Consider the following 17,063-nt stretch of genomic DNA (forward strand, 5'->3'; position numbering starts at 1 on the left):
GCTCAGTCATGGCGGGCGGTGATCGGGAATGCGAGCAAGCCGAGCGCGTACCCCCTCAGCACGGCCGTGAGCCGGTCAGAGGTGCGGAGCTTGCGGTAGAGGTTCTCCTGGTGCTTGCCGACGGTGCGAGGCGAGACGCCGAGACGCCGGGCCATCTCCTTGGCCGTCAGCCCTTCGGCGAGCAGCCGGAGCACGCTGTGTTCGCGTGGGGTCAGCCGCGGCCGGGTCTGTGGTGTGGTCGTCACCTGGTCACCGTCTCGCCCCAGCGCGTCCGCGTCATGGGGAGAAAGGAGCGAACGTGCCGTACGGCAACCCTTAGCCCCGGCCCGTCCGCTCCTCAGGCGCCCCGGCCTCAGCCGGAGTGGAACCCGATGATCGCCCCGTTGAGATCCATGGTGACGAAGTCGAGCCGCTCGCCGTTCAGGATGATGGTGAGCGGGTTCCCGTGATAGACGACCCCGATGGACAGCGGCTTCTTCAGGTCCATCGCCTTGATGATGTCCTCGGTGAGCGCCGTGGGATCGGTGCCTTCCTGCAGGTCGAACGACTTCCCGTACAGATGGATTTTGCTTGCCATGGTGCTTTCCTCTCTGGTGATTGCGATGGGATCGACTGAGGATCAGGGATCGACGAGGCCGTGCCGGCGCGCCGTGACCGCGGCCGCGCCGCGGGTGGTGGCGCCGAGCTTGGCCATGATGTGCGACACGTGCACGCTCGCCGTCTTCTCGGTGATGAACAGAGCACGCGCGATCTGCCGGTTGCTCTGTCCCTGCGCCAGGTGCCTGAGCACCTCGCGCTCGCGCCGGGTCAGCCCGAACGGGTCGGGCACCTGTTGCGGCGGCGGCCGGTGACCGGCGTCCACGCTCACCCGCGCCGCCACGGCCATGGCCATGACCTCGGCGCGCAGCGGCTCCGCGCCGACCCGCGCGGCGATGCGGGCGGCCTCGCCCAGGGGCTCCGCAGCGGCCCGGCGGTCACCGAGCTCGATCGCCGCCTCGCCCTGCCGCCATCGCGCATAGGCGGCCGGGTACGGGCGCCGCAGCGACAGCCAGGACTCCGCGACCGCCTCCCACGCGTTGACGTCGTACCGGCCGGCCAGCCGGGCACTCTCCGCCCGGCACAGCGCCAGGGTCGCCGACATCTCGGGCAGCGGGGCCCCCTCCGCGCCGAGCGCCGCGGCCTCTGCCTGAGACAGGAGCCGGCCGCCCGCCTCCACGACCTGGTCGATCGCCGCCTGGTCAGGCCTGGGTAGCGAGCGCAGCCGCCGTGCCTCGTCTGCCGTCACCCGCAGTCCCATGGCACACAGCCGCAGCGCGAAGCCACCATGATCGCCGTGTGCCGTGGCGGCGAGCCCGTTGTCCACGCAGCCGAGAGCCCGCGTGTGCTGTCCACGCCAGAGCGCCAGCTCGGCCCACAGCACGTGCAGCGGTCCCGCGAACTGCGGCTCGTCAAGCCGGGCGGCGACCGAGCCTGCCTCGTTCAACCGCGCCTCGGCCGCGGCGAAGGTGCCACGCCCGATCTCGATCTCGGACCGGACGATCTGCAGGTAGAAGTCGAAGCCGGGCGGCAGGTCCCGGGCACTCGCCGCGCCGGCCACTTCCTCGGCCTCGTTCCACCTGCCCAGCAGCACCAGCACCGAGGCCGCGTTGGCCACCAGCGCGCCGCCTCCGGTCAGCTCGAGCCCCAGGTCCCGGCCACGGTCCACGCCCCGCCGTGCCACGTCGAGCGCCTCTTCGAGCTCGCCGGTGACCTCCAGGACGTACGCCAGGTTCGCGTACGCCCGGAAGACGTCCTCCAGCGTGCCCAGTTCATCGGCGATGTCCGTGGCCGTGCGCAGCGCGGCGGTGCCGGCGTCCGGCGCTCCCGTCAGGGTGAGCGCGACGCCCATGGTGTTCAGTGCCCGCCCCTCCTCCGCCCGCGCTCCGACGAGACGGGCGATCCGCAGTGCCTCCTCGCTCTGACCGATGGCGGCGCGATAGTGTCCGGTTTGCATGAGCGCGGTCGCGTACCCGGCCCGGGTCCACGCCACCTCGGCCGAGGGCGGCTCGCCGGACAGGATCTTGGTGGCCTCCTCGTACGCGTGCAGCGACTCCTCGCCCCGGCCCAGCTCCCACAGGTAGCGGCCTTTGCGTTCGAGCAGGGTTCCGGCCCGCGCGGCCTCGCCGTCGTAACTTGACTCGGCCAGGACCTCGTCGAGCAGTTCCACCGCCTCGGAGAGCCGGCCCGACCAGCGGTAGGCGTCGGCGGCCCGGACGAGCAGGTCCTCGCGGGCCAGCCCAGCGCGGTCCTCGGCGTCCGGCACGCGGGTCCACAGCCGTAGTGCACGGTCATACTGCCGGGCCGCCTCGGCGTAGGCGAAGACGGACACCGCCGCCGCTGCGCCGCGTACGGACTCGGCCAGCGCCTGGGGGACATTGTGCGCCTGCTCCCAGTGGTGTGCCAGCTCGGCGGCCATGTTGAGGCTGTCGGTCTGAGACAGAGCCGGGTCCTCGGTGAGCGCTTCGGCGATCGCGCCGTGCAGCCAGCTTCGGTCGCCGGGCAGCAGTTCGGCGTAGACGGCCTCCCGCGCCAGCTCGTGACGGTAGCCGTAGGTCTGCCGGGACGGGTTGACGACGAGGATCTGCCGCCCCACGCATTCCTGCAACGTCCGTCTCAGCTCGCGCTCTCGCAGATCGCACACCCTTGCCAGCAGTGGATGCGTGACCTGCCGGCCCGCTGTCGCGACCACCCGCAGCACCTCCTGCGCGGGCTCGCTGAGCGCCTCGATCCTGGCCAGCACGACGTCGCGGACGGCGATCGGGACGCCCTCGCCGCCGAGGTCCCGCGCGGCGATCAGCTCCTCGGTGAAGAACGGGTTGCCGTCCGAACGGTCGAACACCCGATCGGCCAAGTCTCCTGGAGGTTCGCCACCGAGAATGGCCGCCACCAGCTCCCGGTGCCGCTCACGGTCGAGCCGCACCAGCTCGCAGCGGCGGCAGCGGCCGCTGAGCTCGATGTCGGCCAGCGTGCCTCTGAGCATGTGGCCGGGTAGCAGGTCGTCGGTCCGGTAGGTGAGAACCGTCAGCACCCGCTCCTCCTGGAGCGTGCGGATGAGGAACACCAGGAGGTCCAGCGTGGAGCGGTCGGCCCACTGCAGGTTCTCCACGGCGAACAGCACGGGTCCCGTTTCGCTGAGTTCGTCGAGCAGGTGCAGGACCGCCTCGAACAGGCGGCGCTGGGTGCCTTCGCGGGACGGCTCCTGGTCCTCCTCCATCAGGACGGGGAGGAGCAGCCCGAGCTCGCGCCAGTTGCGCCCGGCCAGCCCGCGCACGGCGGGCGCCCCGAGCTCGCGCACGAGCCTGCGCAGCGCCTCGGTCAGTGGCGCGTAGGCCATGTCGCCGGCGCCCAGGTTCAGGCACCCGCCGGCCAGGATCCGGGCTCCGGTGCCCGAGGCCCAGGCGGTGAAGTCGCGCAGCAGCCTGGTCTTGCCCGCCCCGGCCTCGCCGCCGACCACGAAGGCGACCGGAGCACCGCCGCTCGCAGCGCTGAAAGCGTCCCGCAGCATGGCGAGTTGGTCCTCGCGGCCTACCATCCGGTCGGCTGACAAGAGTGTCACAGCACGCTCCGTTCACGTGGGTACGAAGGCTCGGCGGGGCCGCTCGGCACGCAGCATGTTTCGTCAGCGTGGGAGAACCTCAAAGGTGAGAGAGACGCCGGGCATGCTCACCGCCTCCCTACCGGTGACGGTGCCGAAGGCCTCCCCGGAGAGCAGGCACGTGCGGTAGATCGCGACGACGTCAGCCTCCTGCCCGGAAAGGAGCCCGTGCGCCAGATCGATGAACTTCGCGGTGGCGGTCATGGCGGCGATCGCCGGGTCCACGGCGGCCGATGGTGTGATCACCTGGCCGGCCAGCAGGTCGGCCAGCGGCCGATGGCCCGCCCGGGAGGGAGACAGCCAGATCGCCAGGTCGAGATGATCGCGTACGTGGCCATCGAAGAGGACCTGCGGGACGCCGCCCACCCCGGCCGGGCCGGTGAAGGCGTGGTAGGCGACGTGACCGCCGTTCCCGTCAGGTGAGCCCGTCAGCACGAGCGCGTCCACACGCAGGGCCGCACCGCCCGCGATCGGTTCGGACACCGACAGGTCCGTCAGGCGGAGCGTGACCCCGGCCGGTGGCGGCGTCGTCGGCTGCGGAGGCAGCACACGCAAGGACCGGTCGGGCAGATCGGCATACCGGAATCGGGTGGCCTCCTCCTGGGGCGGCGGAGCCGGATGCACCATGATCGGGAACTGGCGGACCGCGTAGCGGATGCTGTACTGCTGTTCCGACTCCGACTCCTTGAGCTCGCGCCCACCGCCCAGCGCGACCTGGGCGACCACGTGCCACAGCGGCGACTCATCGCCGCTGATCGCCTTCTGGACGCCCTCCTGCTGCAGGACGCTCAGGTCCTCGGCCCGGTGAGTGACGATCACGATGATCGTCTCCAGCCGCGGCTTCGTACCGGCGAACCCCTCAGGCCACTCCAGCTCCAGGCCGACGAGCTCCCGGGTCGCGGGGCTGCGGCCCACCCACCATTCCTCGTCTCTGTCGAGTGCGAGACCTTCGGGGTTGGTGTTGGTGCTGAGGCTGATCCTCCGGCTGACGCCGACGTCGAACATGAAGAAGAACAGCCGGTTGGGGCTGGTGTTGCGCATCCGCACGTACAGGTGCTCCTGGCAGAAGACCATGTTGCCTGGAGCGGTGATCGGCACCGGCTGCCCGTCGACGACCCGGCCGAACTCCACCTCGAACGAGGCACCGAGCGCGGAGGTGCCCGTACCTGAGGTCAGTTCCTCAAGCGTCAGGGCCCGCGCGTACCTGTTGAGATCGCGGACCGTACGCACGACGCCGGTCATCGCGGTGGCGTCCCGCGGCAGGGTCAGCGCTCCCTGGGGATCGCGCAACTCCACGGTCCCGCCGCTGACGTGCGCGCTGACGGGAACGTCCGCCTCGGCGGGTTCCGCGATCCGCACGTGGCTCGCCTCGGCGACGGCAGTGCGCATGGTCTCGGCCTCCGGACCGGTTCCCACGACAGCCACCGGCCTCCTGCGCATCGACAGCTCCACCGGATGGGCCCGCGCGTTGCGCGGCAACTCGGTGGCGCCGCCCAGGAAGTGCAGTTCCACCACGGCGTCGGTGGAGGAGACCTGGGTGACCGTCGCCCTGGCGAGGCTGGTCTCCAGCGATTTGAAGGGGGCTCCGGCGGGCTGCACGGCGTAGACGTCCCCCGGCGCCACCCCCGCGATCCGCCCGGCGGCCAGCCTCACCTGCCCGTCGAGATCCACCTCGACGGGCAGGACTCCGGTGAGGTCGGGGACGTCCGTGGTGAAGGGCAGCCGATCGTAGGGGCCCTCGGCCCTCGGCCACTGGTTCGGGAACAGACGCCGTACGCGGTAGCGGACCCGGCGGATGATCTCGGCCCAGGTGAGCCCGGCTTGACCGACCTCCTCCAGGGTGTCGCTGAGCGCCTCGGTGAACGCGCCGACCACGATGCCGTCGCGGTTCTCGTACTCGTAGGCCGACTCCTCGGGCCCGCAGGCCACCAGGCGGACCGCCCACGGGTTGCCCACCGCGTCGCGCCTGCTCCGGACCTGATCGATGACTCCGCGCCTGATCAGGTGCGCCTCGACATCGGCCCACCGCGCGCGGGGCAGGGCACGCGACACGACCCCCACGTCCCTGGACATCCGCGAGGAGTAACAAGAGTCCCAGATCGTCGTGACGTTCCGCGTCTTCACGGTGAGCTCCCACTGCAGGAGCGAGAGCTCGGTCGCGGTTATCCCGCGCAGGTCGTCCGGGGTGGACTCCGGATAGTCCGTGGGCACCCACAAACGGTGATCGAGGGCCGGCGAGTCGCCCGGCCCTGCTTGGGCCCGGACACCGTGACCGGACGCGTAGACGACCACGCAGTGGTCGGAGGTGGCGTCCTCGATCAACTCACGGTAGGCCGCCACGACCGCGTCCCGGGTCGCCGTCTTCTCCTGATGCCGGCGGATCTCGAACCCCCTGGACTCGAGCAGGCGCTGCATGATGTCGAGGTCATGGTGCGGGCCTCTGAGATTGAGGATCTCCGATCCGATCAGCAACGCGACCTTCTCCACGGCCACCATCTCCTCCGTCGTGGAATCCCGAAAATTCAGAACTTCATGTTCTCGATGACCTGCATCGCCGCACGGTGCTGCGCCGCGGACGCGTCGCTGAGGCTCTTGGCGAGTTCCTCGCTGTCGACAGGCTCGGGAGCCGATTCCTGACCGGTATCCTCCGTGGCCTCCGGAAGGGCATCCATGGGGACTTCCTCGACAGTTATGTAACCCACGAGCGTCATCTCGTCGGTTTCGACGGACACCTCGTAGAGCTCAGGGAATTCCTCGGACATGGTCGTCTCCTTTCAGTACTGGTAGGGGTCGCTGAGCATCGCGACGAGGTAGAACAGGGCCACGAGAACGCCCAGCCCGACCGAGGCCCAGGTCCAGGCCTTGGCCTTCTTCAGCGAGTCCTGGGCTCCCGCGATGTCGCCCGCGCTCTGCTTGCCTCTCACCTGCGCGGCGTGGACGATCGCCACCACGCCGGTCGGCACACAGCAGAGAATCGTCGAGATGATCGCCGGCACCAGGAAGTTCGGCATGGGCGGCAGCACCACCGGCCTGGGGCCGGAGTGAACGGTCCCGTTCACCGAGGACGCAGGCGGGGGCGGCGTGTCGGCGCGGGCCGGCGTCAGGGCGCGGATGGCACCCAGCGCCACGACGCTCTTCGGGTCTCCCCTCGTGGCGGGCATCTGCCGCAGATGCTCGTGCACCAGGCCCGCCGCCAATGGGATGCGGCTGGAACCTCCGGTGAGGTAGACCGCTGCCAGGTCCTCCGGGGCACGACCAGCCGAACGCACCGTGCGCAGGAGTTCGGCCACGCTGCCCGCCAGATCCACGCGGATGAGGCTCTCGAACTCCTCCCGTGTGACCAGCAGATCGCGGTCGTACGCGCTGACGTACAAGGTCGCGTCGACGCGGTCGGACAGTTGTTCCTTGGCCGTGCGCACCTGGGTCAGGAAGTCGGCGTGAGCGCGGGCCCAGCGTCGGTCCGGCGGCGCGGACAGCGCCTCCCAGCGGGCGCCGTCGACCTCTGCCAGTTGCCGGCCGAGCAGGTTCAGCAGCCGCTCGTCGAACACCTCGCCCCCGAGGTGCGGGTTGCCGCCGGGCGCCGCCGCGACGACGAACCCCTGCCGCTCGCGGCGGAGCACGGCCGTGTCGAAGGTGCCGCCGCCGAGGTCGTAGACGGCGACGTGGTCACCGTGGCTCAGATGCACCTCGGTATAGGCCAGGGCTGCGGCCACCGGCTCGGGCACCATGTACGCGGCGGGCAGGCCCGCGGCGACGGCGGCTGCCTTGAGGCACTCCAGTGGACCCTCGGTCCACCGCGCGGGATGCGTCAGCGCCAGCCGCTCGGGGAATGTGCCGTTGTGGCGCCTGCGCGCCTCCACCACCACGCGTTCGAGCACCGCCGCCACCGCGTCGGTCACGGGCACCATCTCGCCGCCCAGCGGAAGGTGTTCGGTGACGCCGACGTACCGCTTCGGTGTCCGCTCCACCCGTTCGGGGTAGCGCCCGGCCTCGTTCACAGCGGCGCGACCGGCCAGCAGCCGGCCCTCGGGATGCAGCATGACCAGGGACGGCATGCGGTTGTAACCGTCGATCTCCAGCACCTCCGGCGGCCCGTCGCCGGTCGACACGGCGGCCACCGTGTACGTGGTTCCGAAGTCGACGGAAAGTTGCCACGACATGACTTACTCCAATCAGCAGTTATCTCTTCAGCCGAGCGCGGCCTTCAGGCGCCCGGCATGTGCGGCGAGCTCGCGCGTGCGACCGCGTAGTTCCTCCGTAGCGGCCGCGTCCGGTCTTGAAGAGGCCGACTCCAGGTCGGCCTGAAGCCGGCGTCTGCGGCTGTCCAGACGGGTGGCGATCTCGCCTTCGAGGCGGCGGCGCAGATCGATCACGTGCTTGCTGAGCTGCGCGGTCATCTCGCGCCTGATCAGCTCGAGCCTCTCCTTGGCGAACAGGCGGGCCTCGCGCTGCGTGCGTACGCGCGTCAGCTCGTTGTATCGGTGCCGTAACATCGCCGAGCTCACCACGAGCGCGGCGGCGGGCCCGAGCGGCCCCAGCACGGACGACAGCAGCGTGCTGCTCGCCATGAACACTCCCAGAACGGGCCAGCCGGCGGACAGGAGGTCGCCGAAGCCGTCCTCGCCCGGTGGCTGCGGCTCATCGGCCGTCACCTGCGGAAGCCTGCGCAGCCGCCCCGGCATCGGCAGGTCGTCGATGTCGATCTGGGCGTCCTCGCGCAGCAGGATCTCGGCCACGACCTCCTCGGCGCTCGTCCTGACGAAGGTGTTGAGATCGGCCCATCGTCCGTCCACAGCGTCGCCGAGCTCCCGGGGCATGGTCTCCAGCAGCTCCGGTGCGGCCTGCACGATGATCCGCTCACAGCGGCCCGACAGCTCCTGCAGGTGCCGGGCGATCTCGCTCTGCAGGTCCACGCCGATCTTCTGGAAGCCTGCCGCCAGGTCCTGGCGCCAGCGGGCGGAGAGTCTGGTGAGCTCCTCGTAGCGCCGCCGCTCCGCCCCGAGGCCGCCCGACGGGTCACCGGCGGCCGCGGCCAGCCGGGCCGACAGCGTGTGGTCGATCCGATCCAGCACGGTCAGGATCAGCCGGGTCAGGTTGACCGCCCGGAGCCGCTCTGCCCGTCCGATCACGTCGTCGGCCAGCAGGCGTTCGAGCCGGTCGAAGCCGCTCTCGCGGTGGAGCTGCTCGGCGATGTCCGCCTCGCCCTCGGCCATGGCCAGGTCGGCCTCGGCCTTGAGCCTGCTCGACACCGGTACGACAGGGGCGCCGGCGAAGCGGGGCGCGTGCAGGCGCAGCAGTTCCCGGTTGGCCTCGGCCACGCTCGCCCACCCGGGATGGACGTCCGTCTTGGTGAGCACGACGGCGACGTACTCGACCCGCTCCGTGGCGCGGGCGAGGAATCGCAGCTCGGCTGCCGTCAGAGGCGCGGACGCGTCCACGACCAGCAGCAACGCGTCCGCCATGGCCAGCGCGGCAAGGGTGATCTCCGTGTGGCCCGCCTCCAGACCGGCCACCCCGGGGGTGTCCACCAGGTCCAGGCCGCGGCTGAGCAGGCCTGAGTCCAGCCCGACGGTGACGGAGCGTACGCCCTTGGCATTGCCCGGGTTCCCGTCGGCCGAGGCGTAGGCGGGGATGCCGGCCACCCCGATGTCCAGTGGCTCGGACCCGTCCACCAGGTGGGCCCAGGCGCCCTCCTCAGAGGCGTGGCGGACCGTGATGTGCACGGCGGTGGCGATGTCCGCCTCCACCGGTAGCAGGCCGGGCCGCCCGACCAGCGCGTTGATCAGTGAGCTCTTGCCTCGCTTGGTCTCGCCCACGACCACCACCGTGGTGGCCGGTGGGCCGTCGGCGTCCCGCTCGGCGCACAGCCGCTTGGCGGCCTCCGGCAACCCGGCCTGCTCGGACAGGGCCGCGACGGACGTCGTCAGTTCCCTGAGACGAGCGATCGGATCGTTCATGACCGGTTCTCCTCGTTCGTACGTGTGTGGTCGAAGACGGTGACCTCGGCCTCGCGGAGCACTTCTGGCCCGCTCTCGTAGCCGGGCCGCACCACGGCGGCGACCAGACCGTGACGGCCGGGATCGTCGGTGGGCTCGCGGTCGACCGCCCGATGGCGGAGCGTGGAGAACGGCTCGCCGCAGGCCGCGATCGCGTGGACGCCGACGTCGGCCAATGCCCGATGCACCTGAGCGCGCAGAGCCTCGCTGGTGAGCTGGTCGGCCAGCTCGATGCAGGCCAGGACGAGCCGGTCATCCCTGGCGCTGGACGCGGTGTGCGGCGTGCGGACGGTGGCCCAGCGATGCTGCCTGAGCAGCCCGCCCAGGCAGAGCCCTGCCGCGAAGGCCGTCACGGCGAGCAGCACCCACACCCAGATGATCAGGAACGACACGGGATCGCCTCCTCGGGCTGGCCGTGCGCGCCGGCCTGGGCGTACAGGTGCAGATAGGAGAGCTTCACTGTCCTGGCCACCCGCGCGGCGGCCCGGCTGATCCCCGGCCGGTTCTCGGTGGCCTGCCAGCGGTTCGCTCCCGCGCGGGCCGCCTCGCGCATCGACTGCGCGCCACCGCCGGCGGGCAGGCCCAGCCGTGCGGCGGGATCGGTTCCGGTCATCACTCGCAGCGCGTCCTCTTCCAGCTCCGCCGGCAGGCGGGCCGTGCCGGTCGCGATGAGGCGCATCGCGTCCATCTCCTCGAGCTGGTGCATGTCCGGGGCGAGGCGGATGCGCTCCAGCTCTCCCCGCAGCCCTGGGAGGTCTCCGTAGGCCAGCGACTCCAGCGCCCTGATGGCGGTGACCGCCTTCATGGGATCGGCTCTGCGGGTCAGCGACCGTCCGATGAAGGTGTCCACCTCCCGGACCCCGGAGAGCTCGTGGAGCGCGCGGACGAGCTGGGCCGCCGATCCGGTGCCCGAGTCGATCTGCCCGAGTGCCTGTCGGAGCCCGTACAAACCGAGGAGGGACAGCAGGTGCCGGCGCCGCGCCGCAGGAACGGGCGCCGCGTCCTCGCGGACGAACAAATCCGCGCTGAGCAGCAGCCGCCGCCGGGTTCCCGCGGTGAGCGCTGCCAGGGCGCGCAGGTCGTCCGCGTCGCGTTCGGTGAGCAGTCCCGCCCCGGCGGCCTCGCCGAGCAGCCCGACGACCGGCAGCACGTCGGCCACCAGCATGCGGAAGCGGTGACCGTACTTGGTGGCGATCCTCCTGGCATCCGGCCACGGGTCAGGAACGTGTCCTGCCAGCGTGTCCACCCGGCTGAGCACGCCGAGCGCGTTGAGCGCGGACATCCCGGCGAGCGCGTCCCGGAAGTCCTCCAGCCGCAGCATGTCGTCGCTGCGCGGCTGCTGGAACAGGTAGATGAGCGCGTCCGCCTGACTGATCGCCCTGGTGGAGGCGCCGTCCAAGGCGAGCAGCTGATGGGTGCGCGCGCTGAGCCGGGCGTCGGACGACTCCAGTCCCGGCGTGTCGACGATCGTCACGCTCCTCAGCCGCTCGTGCGAGAGATAGACCGTCATATGGGAGATGCTCGGGTGCTCCAGGCCGATCTCCTCGGCCGCGGGCAGTCGCCCGCCGCGCAGCGGCAGCACGATCGCCTGCCCCTCGTAGGGCTGGACGTCGACGTGCTCGTGGTGGTGGTAGCGATACCAGGTCACGACCTTCGTACAGGTCCCGACCGCAGTGGGCGCCACGCGCCGCCCGAGCAACGCGTTCACCAGCGTCGACTTGCCGGCCTTCTCCCGCCCGCCGATCGCGACGCGCAGCGGCTCGCACAACCGGTCGCGTACGCCGGTCACCGTCGCCCGCTGGTCCGGCTGCGTGAGCGAGCCGAGCAGCCGGTCGCACAGCCCCAGGAGCCGCTGGGAGAGCGGCCCGAGGTCGTCATCTCGAAGGAGGTTCACGGGACCAGCGTCCGATAACAGCGCCCGAATTCGATACAGGGAAATCCCTATTTCTTGAGATACCGGGTAGTACGCATTGATACGTATAAAAGCTAGCTTTAGATCATGAATGCGCTCATGCTTGAGCCGTGTTACACGGGCGGGAATCTGAGACGGGCGCCATACTGGACGCCCTTGATCGCGCACAGCACGGCCATGGTGCGGCACTATTGATCCACGGCGAGCCGGGGTTAGGGAAAACGGCATTGCTGCGGTATGCCCGCGACCAAGCGGCTGACATGCGCATACTCGTAGCCGACTGCTCCCCCACAGAGACAGCCGTCCCCTTCGGAGCTCTGTCCCTATTGATCCGCCCTCTGAAAAACGATATTGGGGATTTGTCGGACTTGGAACGAAATGCCTTGATTGACGCTTTGTCGTTGCGGCTGCCGACGGACAAGAACCACTTCCCGATTTATGCCGCCTTCCTGGCATTGTTGTCGGCCGCCCGTCGGCCTCTGCTCGTGTGCGTGGACAACGCTCAATGGCTCGACCGCTCCTCGGCCGAGGCGCTGATGTTCGCGGCCCGGCGTCTGCGGACGGAAGGCGTCGCGATGCTGGTGGCCGGGCGGCCACAGGAGGATCCCGGGAACACCCGGGAGATCGGCCTGCCCGTCCTGCGGCTGCGTCCGCTCGGCCGGGACGCCTCGCTTCGGGTGATCGCCGCCGCGGCGAGGGACCGGGAGACACACGCCGCCGTAGCCATCGAGATCGCCCGCCAGGCATCCGGCCACCCGGACGCCCTCGCCGAGATCGTCCGCGGGCTCGACGACAGCCAGCTCGCCGGGCGCGGCCCGCTACCGGACCCGCTGCCGTCGGCCGCCTCGGCAGGCCGGCTCTTCGGCCCGCGCATTACCTCGCTCGACGCGGCGGCCCGCCAGGCGATGCTGGTCGCGGCGGCTCACGGTGAGGGTGAGCTCGGCCCTGCGCTCGCAGCGCTCCGGCTGGCACGTGTCCCCGACTCGGCGCTCGAAGCGCTGGAGAACGCGGGTCTGGTCTCCCTCAGCGGACACGGGATCACCTTCAGCCATCCCCTGGTACGGTCCGCCGCCATCGACCTCGCCCGGCCCTGCGAGCTCCGCGAAGCGCACCGTGTGCTCGCCGATGCCCTTCTTGAGCCGCGCCTGGCCGAACGCCGGGCCTGGCACCTGGCCGAAGCCTGCCTTGCGGCCGACGAGCAGGTGTCCAGCATGCTGGAGGAGACCGCGGAGATCGCCCGGCGGCGGGGCGGGCACGCGGCCGCCGCCCAGCAACTGGACCGCGCGGCGGAGCTGAGCCCGGACTCAGGACACCGGTCCAGGCGCTGGCATCTGGCCGCCGACCATGCCAGGCGCGCGGGCCGCCCAGGGTACGCCGCGCTGCTCCTGGACAAGGCGCGGGCCACCAGTCCCCAGGAGACGACGACCTGCGCCGACCGCACGCGAGGACGCTTCCACCTGTTCACCGGTGGCGATCCGAACCAGGCCGCCGACCTCCTGCGCGCCGCCGCGGACTCCCTCGCCGCGCACAAGTCCCCGGCCGCGGCCCCGGCCTACGCCGACGCGGCCATGGCCGCCTTCCTGGCGGGAGACCCCGTACGCGCCAGCGATCACGCCTTCGCCGCCATGACGCCGGAACTGGCCGCCCCCGCGGAGATCAGCATGGTCAGCGGCCTGATCGTCGGCATGGCGTGCCTGCAGACCGGGCACGTGGTGGACGGCCTGCGCATGCTGCGCGAGGCCGTCGCGGCCGTCCACGAACGCGGCGTCTCCACCGAGGACCTGGAATACACCGTGTTCCTGGCCCTCGCCCACGTATGGGTGGGCGACCTGCCCGCTGCCCGGACTCTCACCACCACGCTGGTCGACGAGTTGCGCGCCCGGGCGGCGTTCGGGACCTTGCCCCTGGCCCTGTACGGTTCCGCGTACGCCCACCTCGCATCCGGCCGCTTCACCACAGCCCACGACCAGGCAAGCGAGGCGGTCGCGCTGGCCGGCGGCACAGGCAATCCGCTGTGGTCGTATTTCGCGCTGAGCTGCCTGTCCCTCGTCGAGGCACATCAGGGTGACGAATTAGGCTGCCGTGAGCACGCCGCGGCGGCCTCGGCCCTGCGGGACTCGTCCGACCTGCGGTTCCCGCGAGACTCACGCAACGCCCTCGGCTTGCAGGAGCTCAGTCTCGGCAGGCCGAAGGCCGCTCTGGCGCATCTGGAGGCGGCCCACCGCAATCCCCGGCCGGGCAGCGCGTTCGTCTTCCACGGCCCGTCCGGCGCCGATCTGGTCGAGGCCTACGTGCGCGCGCTCGGCGCCGTTCCCGGAGAGCTGGCGGAGCAGGTCATCCACCAGTCGGGACACCTGGATCCCGGTGGCGAGGCGGCGCTGGCCTGGCGGTGCAGAGGCTTCATGGCGGACGATGAGATGTTCACCGAGTTCTTCGAGCACGCGCTCGCGCTGCACAGTGACGCCGGCTCCCGCTACGACAGAGCGCGAACAGAGTTCTGCTTCGGGGAACGGCTCCGCCGCACCGGCCGGCGCCGCGATGCGCGCCGGCACCTGCGCCAGGCCTACGACGCGTTCCTGGCACTGGGCTCCCCGCTGTGGGCGCAGCGCAGTGCCGACGAACTACGGGCGACCGGCGAGCAGGTGCGGCCCGTCCTGGACGGTGGTCAAGAAGCGCTGACGCCTCAGGAGCATCGGGTAGCAGCGATCGTAGCCGCGGGTGCGACCAACAACGAGGCCGCCGAGGCGCTGTTCCTCAGCCCCAAGACCATCGAAGCTCATCTCTGCCGGATCTACCGCAAGCTGGGCATCCGCTCGCGTGCGCAGCTCGCCGCCCGGTTCCGGCCCGGCACGTAGAGATCTGTGGCTCACCTAGGACTGGAGGAAGGCATGGGACGTCTGGCGCTGTTGACCGGAGCCGAGACCGAGGGCCTCACGGGCGTGGGGACCGACGTGGCGGCGATGGCGGACCTGCTCGGCCGCAGGGGATTCGAGATCCGCCGGCGCGAGGGTGAAGCGGCCACGAGAGAGGGAATCCTCGAGGCGTACGAGGGGCTGATCCGCGACGTGCGCGAGGGAGACGCCGTCGTCTTCTACTTCAGCGGCCACGGCGTGCACGCCACGGCCGAGGCCGGTCTGGCCGACGTCCAGTTCATCGTCCCCTGGGGCTACGGGACCGTCGGCGACGGGTTCGGCGGCATCACCGACGTCGAGCTGTCGGTGCTGCAGGCCCGGCTGACCTCGGTCACGCCCAACGTCACCGCCATCATCGACTCCTGCCATGCCGCCCGCATGTCCAGGGACCCGCGGCTGCGGCCCAGGGCGCTGGCCCATCCGATACCTGCCGAGGTCGTCGCCGAGCACCTGCGCCGGCTGAGCGCCGAGGGGTGGGACCTGGGGCAACGGCACGCCGAGGCCAATCCGTTCGCCGTGCGCCTGGCCGCGTGCCGACGCTGGCAGACGGCCTTCGAGTACACCAACGCCCAGGGCGTCACCACGGGTGTCTTCACCGAATCCCTGTGCCTCGCCCTGCGGGAGGCGGAGGAAGCCGAGGCGGTCGGCACGAGGGCGAGCTGGAAGACCATCATGAAACGGGTCGAGGAGCGCGTGCTCGCCCTGGCTCCCGGCCAGCGCGCGCACGTCGAGGGCAACCCATGGCGGCTGCCCTTCGATCTCGCGGAGGAGACGCACGAAGACCTGCTCGACGCCGAGCGACTGCCGGACGGCCGGATTCGGCTCCTCGGGGGGCACCTTCTCGGCGTGGAGCCGGGTGACGGCTATGCGCTCATCACGGACCAGGACTCCGTGCTCACCGACGTGACTGTGAGCACGGTGACCGGGGCGACCTCCGTCGCCGCCGTGACCTCCGGCTCGCCGCCCCCCGCCCTGCCGCAGCGCATGCGAGCCCGTCTGATCCGCCGCGAGCTGCCCCGGTACGCCGTCAGTGTGCACGGGCCGGGTCCCGTGGCGGACGACATGCGTGCGGCGCTCGACGCCGCGCCGCACGTCCGCCTCGCCACGGCCGGGACAGCGGCGGTCCTGTGCACGGTCGAGGTCTCGCGGGAGCCGGGCGAGATCCGGTTGCGGGACGAGGTCGGCGAGCTTGTCCGGCCCAGACCCGCCTCCCCCGAGGGCGTCGCCGCCACAGTCGGCAACGTGTCCAGGCTGGCGCGCAGCGCGACTCTGCGCACCCTGCCCGGCGGAACGGGTGACAGCGAGCTGATCGTCCCGTACACGGTGGAATGGGGACGGGTGAGCGACGGTGCGCCGGAGCGGCTGCCTGACGGCGGCGCCGTCTGCCACACCGGCGAGCCGATCTACGTCCTGCTCCGCAACGACGGCGACCGGCCCCTGTACTTCTGGCTTTTCGACCTGGGCATCACCGGCGGTGTCACGCACATCACGAATGCCGATCCGTACGGGCTGGTGCTCGCCGGCGGCGGCGAGTACGTCGTCGGGCATCTGCCGGACGTGGGCCTGGCCGGTCTGCCGCTGTCCTGGGCGGAGGGCGTGCCGGCGGACGCGCCCCGGCCGGAGTCGCTGCTCGTCGTCGTGGCCGACCGGGAGCAGGACCTCGCCGCCTTGGAGCAGACGGCTGCCCGTGGCGCGAGAAGCCAGGCCACCGTACGCGCGAGCCTGCGGCCCACCTCCTCGGTGCTCGAGAGCATGCTGCATCGGACCATGGCCGGCATGGGCAGGGAGCTGCCCGCCGAGCAGCACGCCCGCCCGGTTCGTTACGCGGTCGAGCATCTTGATTTCCTTCTCCACCCCGCTCCGGCGGTCTCACGTGAGACCGCCTCGTTCCTCGTCGACCAACGACCCGACCGCTCGCTGCGCATCCCGCACAAGGGGCGGGCACGCGGCGGCCCCGTCCCGGTCGCGCTACGGCTCGGTGAGCTCGTCGTGCATCGCAACCGGGCGCTGCGTGGCGGGGACGTGCGAATCGACGCGCTGGTGCTCACCGGGGCCGATGGCGAGTTGCCCGCGTACCGCGCGGAGACCGTCCGATTCTCTGGCATACGCGACGGTGACCGGCTCCCGCTGGACGACCTCCTCCTCTACCACGGGCCTGCCGTCGACTACCTCGACCTGGCGCTCTGGGTGTCCCGCGACCGGCAGGACAGCCTCCACCTCAGCGACATGCTGAGTGAGCGCCTGGGATCGATGGACTTCAAGCAGGCGGTCGTCGACGTGGCGGGGCTGGCGGTGGCCGCGCCGCAGATCCTGGCGGCGGTGACCGCGCTCGGCGCCACCGCCACCATCGTCAACATCGCCTATCAGCTGCTGTCGGCAGCGGTCGGCGACAGCATCGGCCTCTACCGTACGTCGCTGCTGCAGGCGGAGGGTTTCTGCCTGGGTCACCACCCGTCCACCGGTCTCATGCGGGCCCAGGACTTCTCCTTCAGGTACGAGGTGCTCAAGGTGTGATCGCTGCATGGCGGCCGGATTTCTTGCCGGGGGCAATACGCAAGAAAACGCATTTTCCGGCAGCAATTGCCGTCGCATTATGGCGGCGAAAGGGG

General features: G+C 71.0%; 11 protein-coding genes. 2 read left to right on the plus strand and 9 right to left on the minus strand.

Annotated elements, in window-relative coordinates; all coding sequences use genetic code 11:
* Window positions 1–2: 2 nt before the first annotated feature.
* The 9 genes from FXF51_RS62700 to FXF51_RS20875 all read right to left on the minus strand — a co-directional run bounded on the left by FXF51_RS62700 (window position 3) and on the right by FXF51_RS20875 (window position 11,524).
* Window positions 3–245, minus strand: coding sequence for a response regulator transcription factor (locus tag FXF51_RS62700; protein WP_262379700.1), 243 nt, complete (start codon window positions 243–245; stop codon window positions 3–5).
* A 107-nt stretch (window positions 246–352) separates the two neighbouring features.
* Window positions 353–577, minus strand: coding sequence for a hypothetical protein (locus FXF51_RS62705; RefSeq protein WP_262379701.1), 225 nt, complete (start codon window positions 575–577; stop codon window positions 353–355).
* Window positions 578–619: 42 nt separating this feature from the next.
* Window positions 620–3,595 (minus strand): helix-turn-helix transcriptional regulator, encoded by a 2,976-nt coding sequence (locus FXF51_RS63495; protein ID WP_148436183.1) that lies wholly within the window; start codon window positions 3,593–3,595, stop codon window positions 620–622.
* Between the two features lie 63 nt (window positions 3,596–3,658).
* Window positions 3,659–6,130: a caspase family protein gene (locus FXF51_RS20850; RefSeq protein ID WP_148436184.1), complete on the minus strand. Its 2,472-nt coding sequence runs from the start codon at window positions 6,128–6,130 to the stop codon at window positions 3,659–3,661.
* Between the two features lie 26 nt (window positions 6,131–6,156).
* The gene (locus tag FXF51_RS20855) at window positions 6,157–6,396 is read right to left on the minus strand and encodes a hypothetical protein (RefSeq protein ID WP_148436185.1); all 240 of its coding nucleotides are present in this window, start codon (window positions 6,394–6,396) and stop codon (window positions 6,157–6,159) included.
* Window positions 6,397–6,408: 12 nt separating this feature from the next.
* Window positions 6,409–7,794: an Hsp70 family protein gene (locus tag FXF51_RS20860; protein ID WP_148436186.1), complete on the minus strand. Its 1,386-nt coding sequence runs from the start codon at window positions 7,792–7,794 to the stop codon at window positions 6,409–6,411.
* A gap of 27 nt (window positions 7,795–7,821) precedes the next feature.
* The gene (locus FXF51_RS20865) at window positions 7,822–9,591 is read right to left on the minus strand and encodes a dynamin family protein (protein ID WP_148436187.1); all 1,770 of its coding nucleotides are present in this window, start codon (window positions 9,589–9,591) and stop codon (window positions 7,822–7,824) included.
* On the minus strand, window positions 9,588–10,022 hold the full coding sequence (locus FXF51_RS60870) for a nucleotide exchange factor GrpE (RefSeq protein ID WP_187414472.1): 435 nt from the start codon (window positions 10,020–10,022) through the stop codon (window positions 9,588–9,590). Before FXF51_RS60870 ends, FXF51_RS20865 begins: the two co-directional genes overlap by 4 nt.
* On the minus strand, window positions 10,010–11,524 hold the full coding sequence (locus FXF51_RS20875; RefSeq protein ID WP_187414473.1) for a dynamin family protein: 1,515 nt from the start codon (window positions 11,522–11,524) through the stop codon (window positions 10,010–10,012). The genes FXF51_RS60870 and FXF51_RS20875 overlap by 13 nt, the downstream gene beginning before the upstream one ends.
* Window positions 11,525–11,652: 128 nt before the next feature.
* On the opposite strand from FXF51_RS20875, the gene FXF51_RS20880 reads away from it, so the two are divergent.
* Both FXF51_RS20880 and FXF51_RS20885 read left to right on the plus strand, forming a co-directional pair.
* Window positions 11,653–14,397, plus strand: a complete 2,745-nt coding sequence (locus tag FXF51_RS20880) for a helix-turn-helix transcriptional regulator (protein ID WP_148436189.1) — start codon at window positions 11,653–11,655, stop codon at window positions 14,395–14,397.
* A 33-nt stretch (window positions 14,398–14,430) separates the two neighbouring features.
* Window positions 14,431–16,968 carry a caspase family protein gene (locus FXF51_RS20885; protein WP_148436190.1) on the plus strand — a complete coding sequence of 846 codons (2,538 nt, stop codon included), beginning with the start codon at window positions 14,431–14,433 and terminating at the stop codon, window positions 16,966–16,968.
* Window positions 16,969–17,063 lie beyond the last annotated feature (95 nt).

Origin of the sequence: Nonomuraea sp. PA05, assembly GCF_008086045.1 — a bacterium.
GTDB classification, from domain to species: domain Bacteria; phylum Actinomycetota; class Actinomycetes; order Streptosporangiales; family Streptosporangiaceae; genus Nonomuraea; species Nonomuraea monospora.

Coding starts and splice junctions, on each gene's coding strand:
- FXF51_RS62705 (WP_262379701.1), bottom strand. CDS start 577: ATGGCAAGCAAAATCCATCTGTACGGGAAGTCGTTCGACCTGCAGGAA.
- FXF51_RS20850 (WP_148436184.1), bottom strand. CDS start 6,130: ATGGTGGCCGTGGAGAAGGTCGCGTTGCTGATCGGATCGGAGATCCTC.
- FXF51_RS20855 (WP_148436185.1), bottom strand. CDS start 6,396: ATGTCCGAGGAATTCCCTGAGCTCTACGAGGTGTCCGTCGAAACCGAC.
- FXF51_RS20860 (WP_148436186.1), bottom strand. CDS start 7,794: ATGTCGTGGCAACTTTCCGTCGACTTCGGAACCACGTACACGGTGGCC.
- FXF51_RS20865 (WP_148436187.1), bottom strand. CDS start 9,591: ATGAACGATCCGATCGCTCGTCTCAGGGAACTGACGACGTCCGTCGCG.
- FXF51_RS20885 (WP_148436190.1), top strand. CDS start 14,431: ATGGGACGTCTGGCGCTGTTGACCGGAGCCGAGACCGAGGGCCTCACG.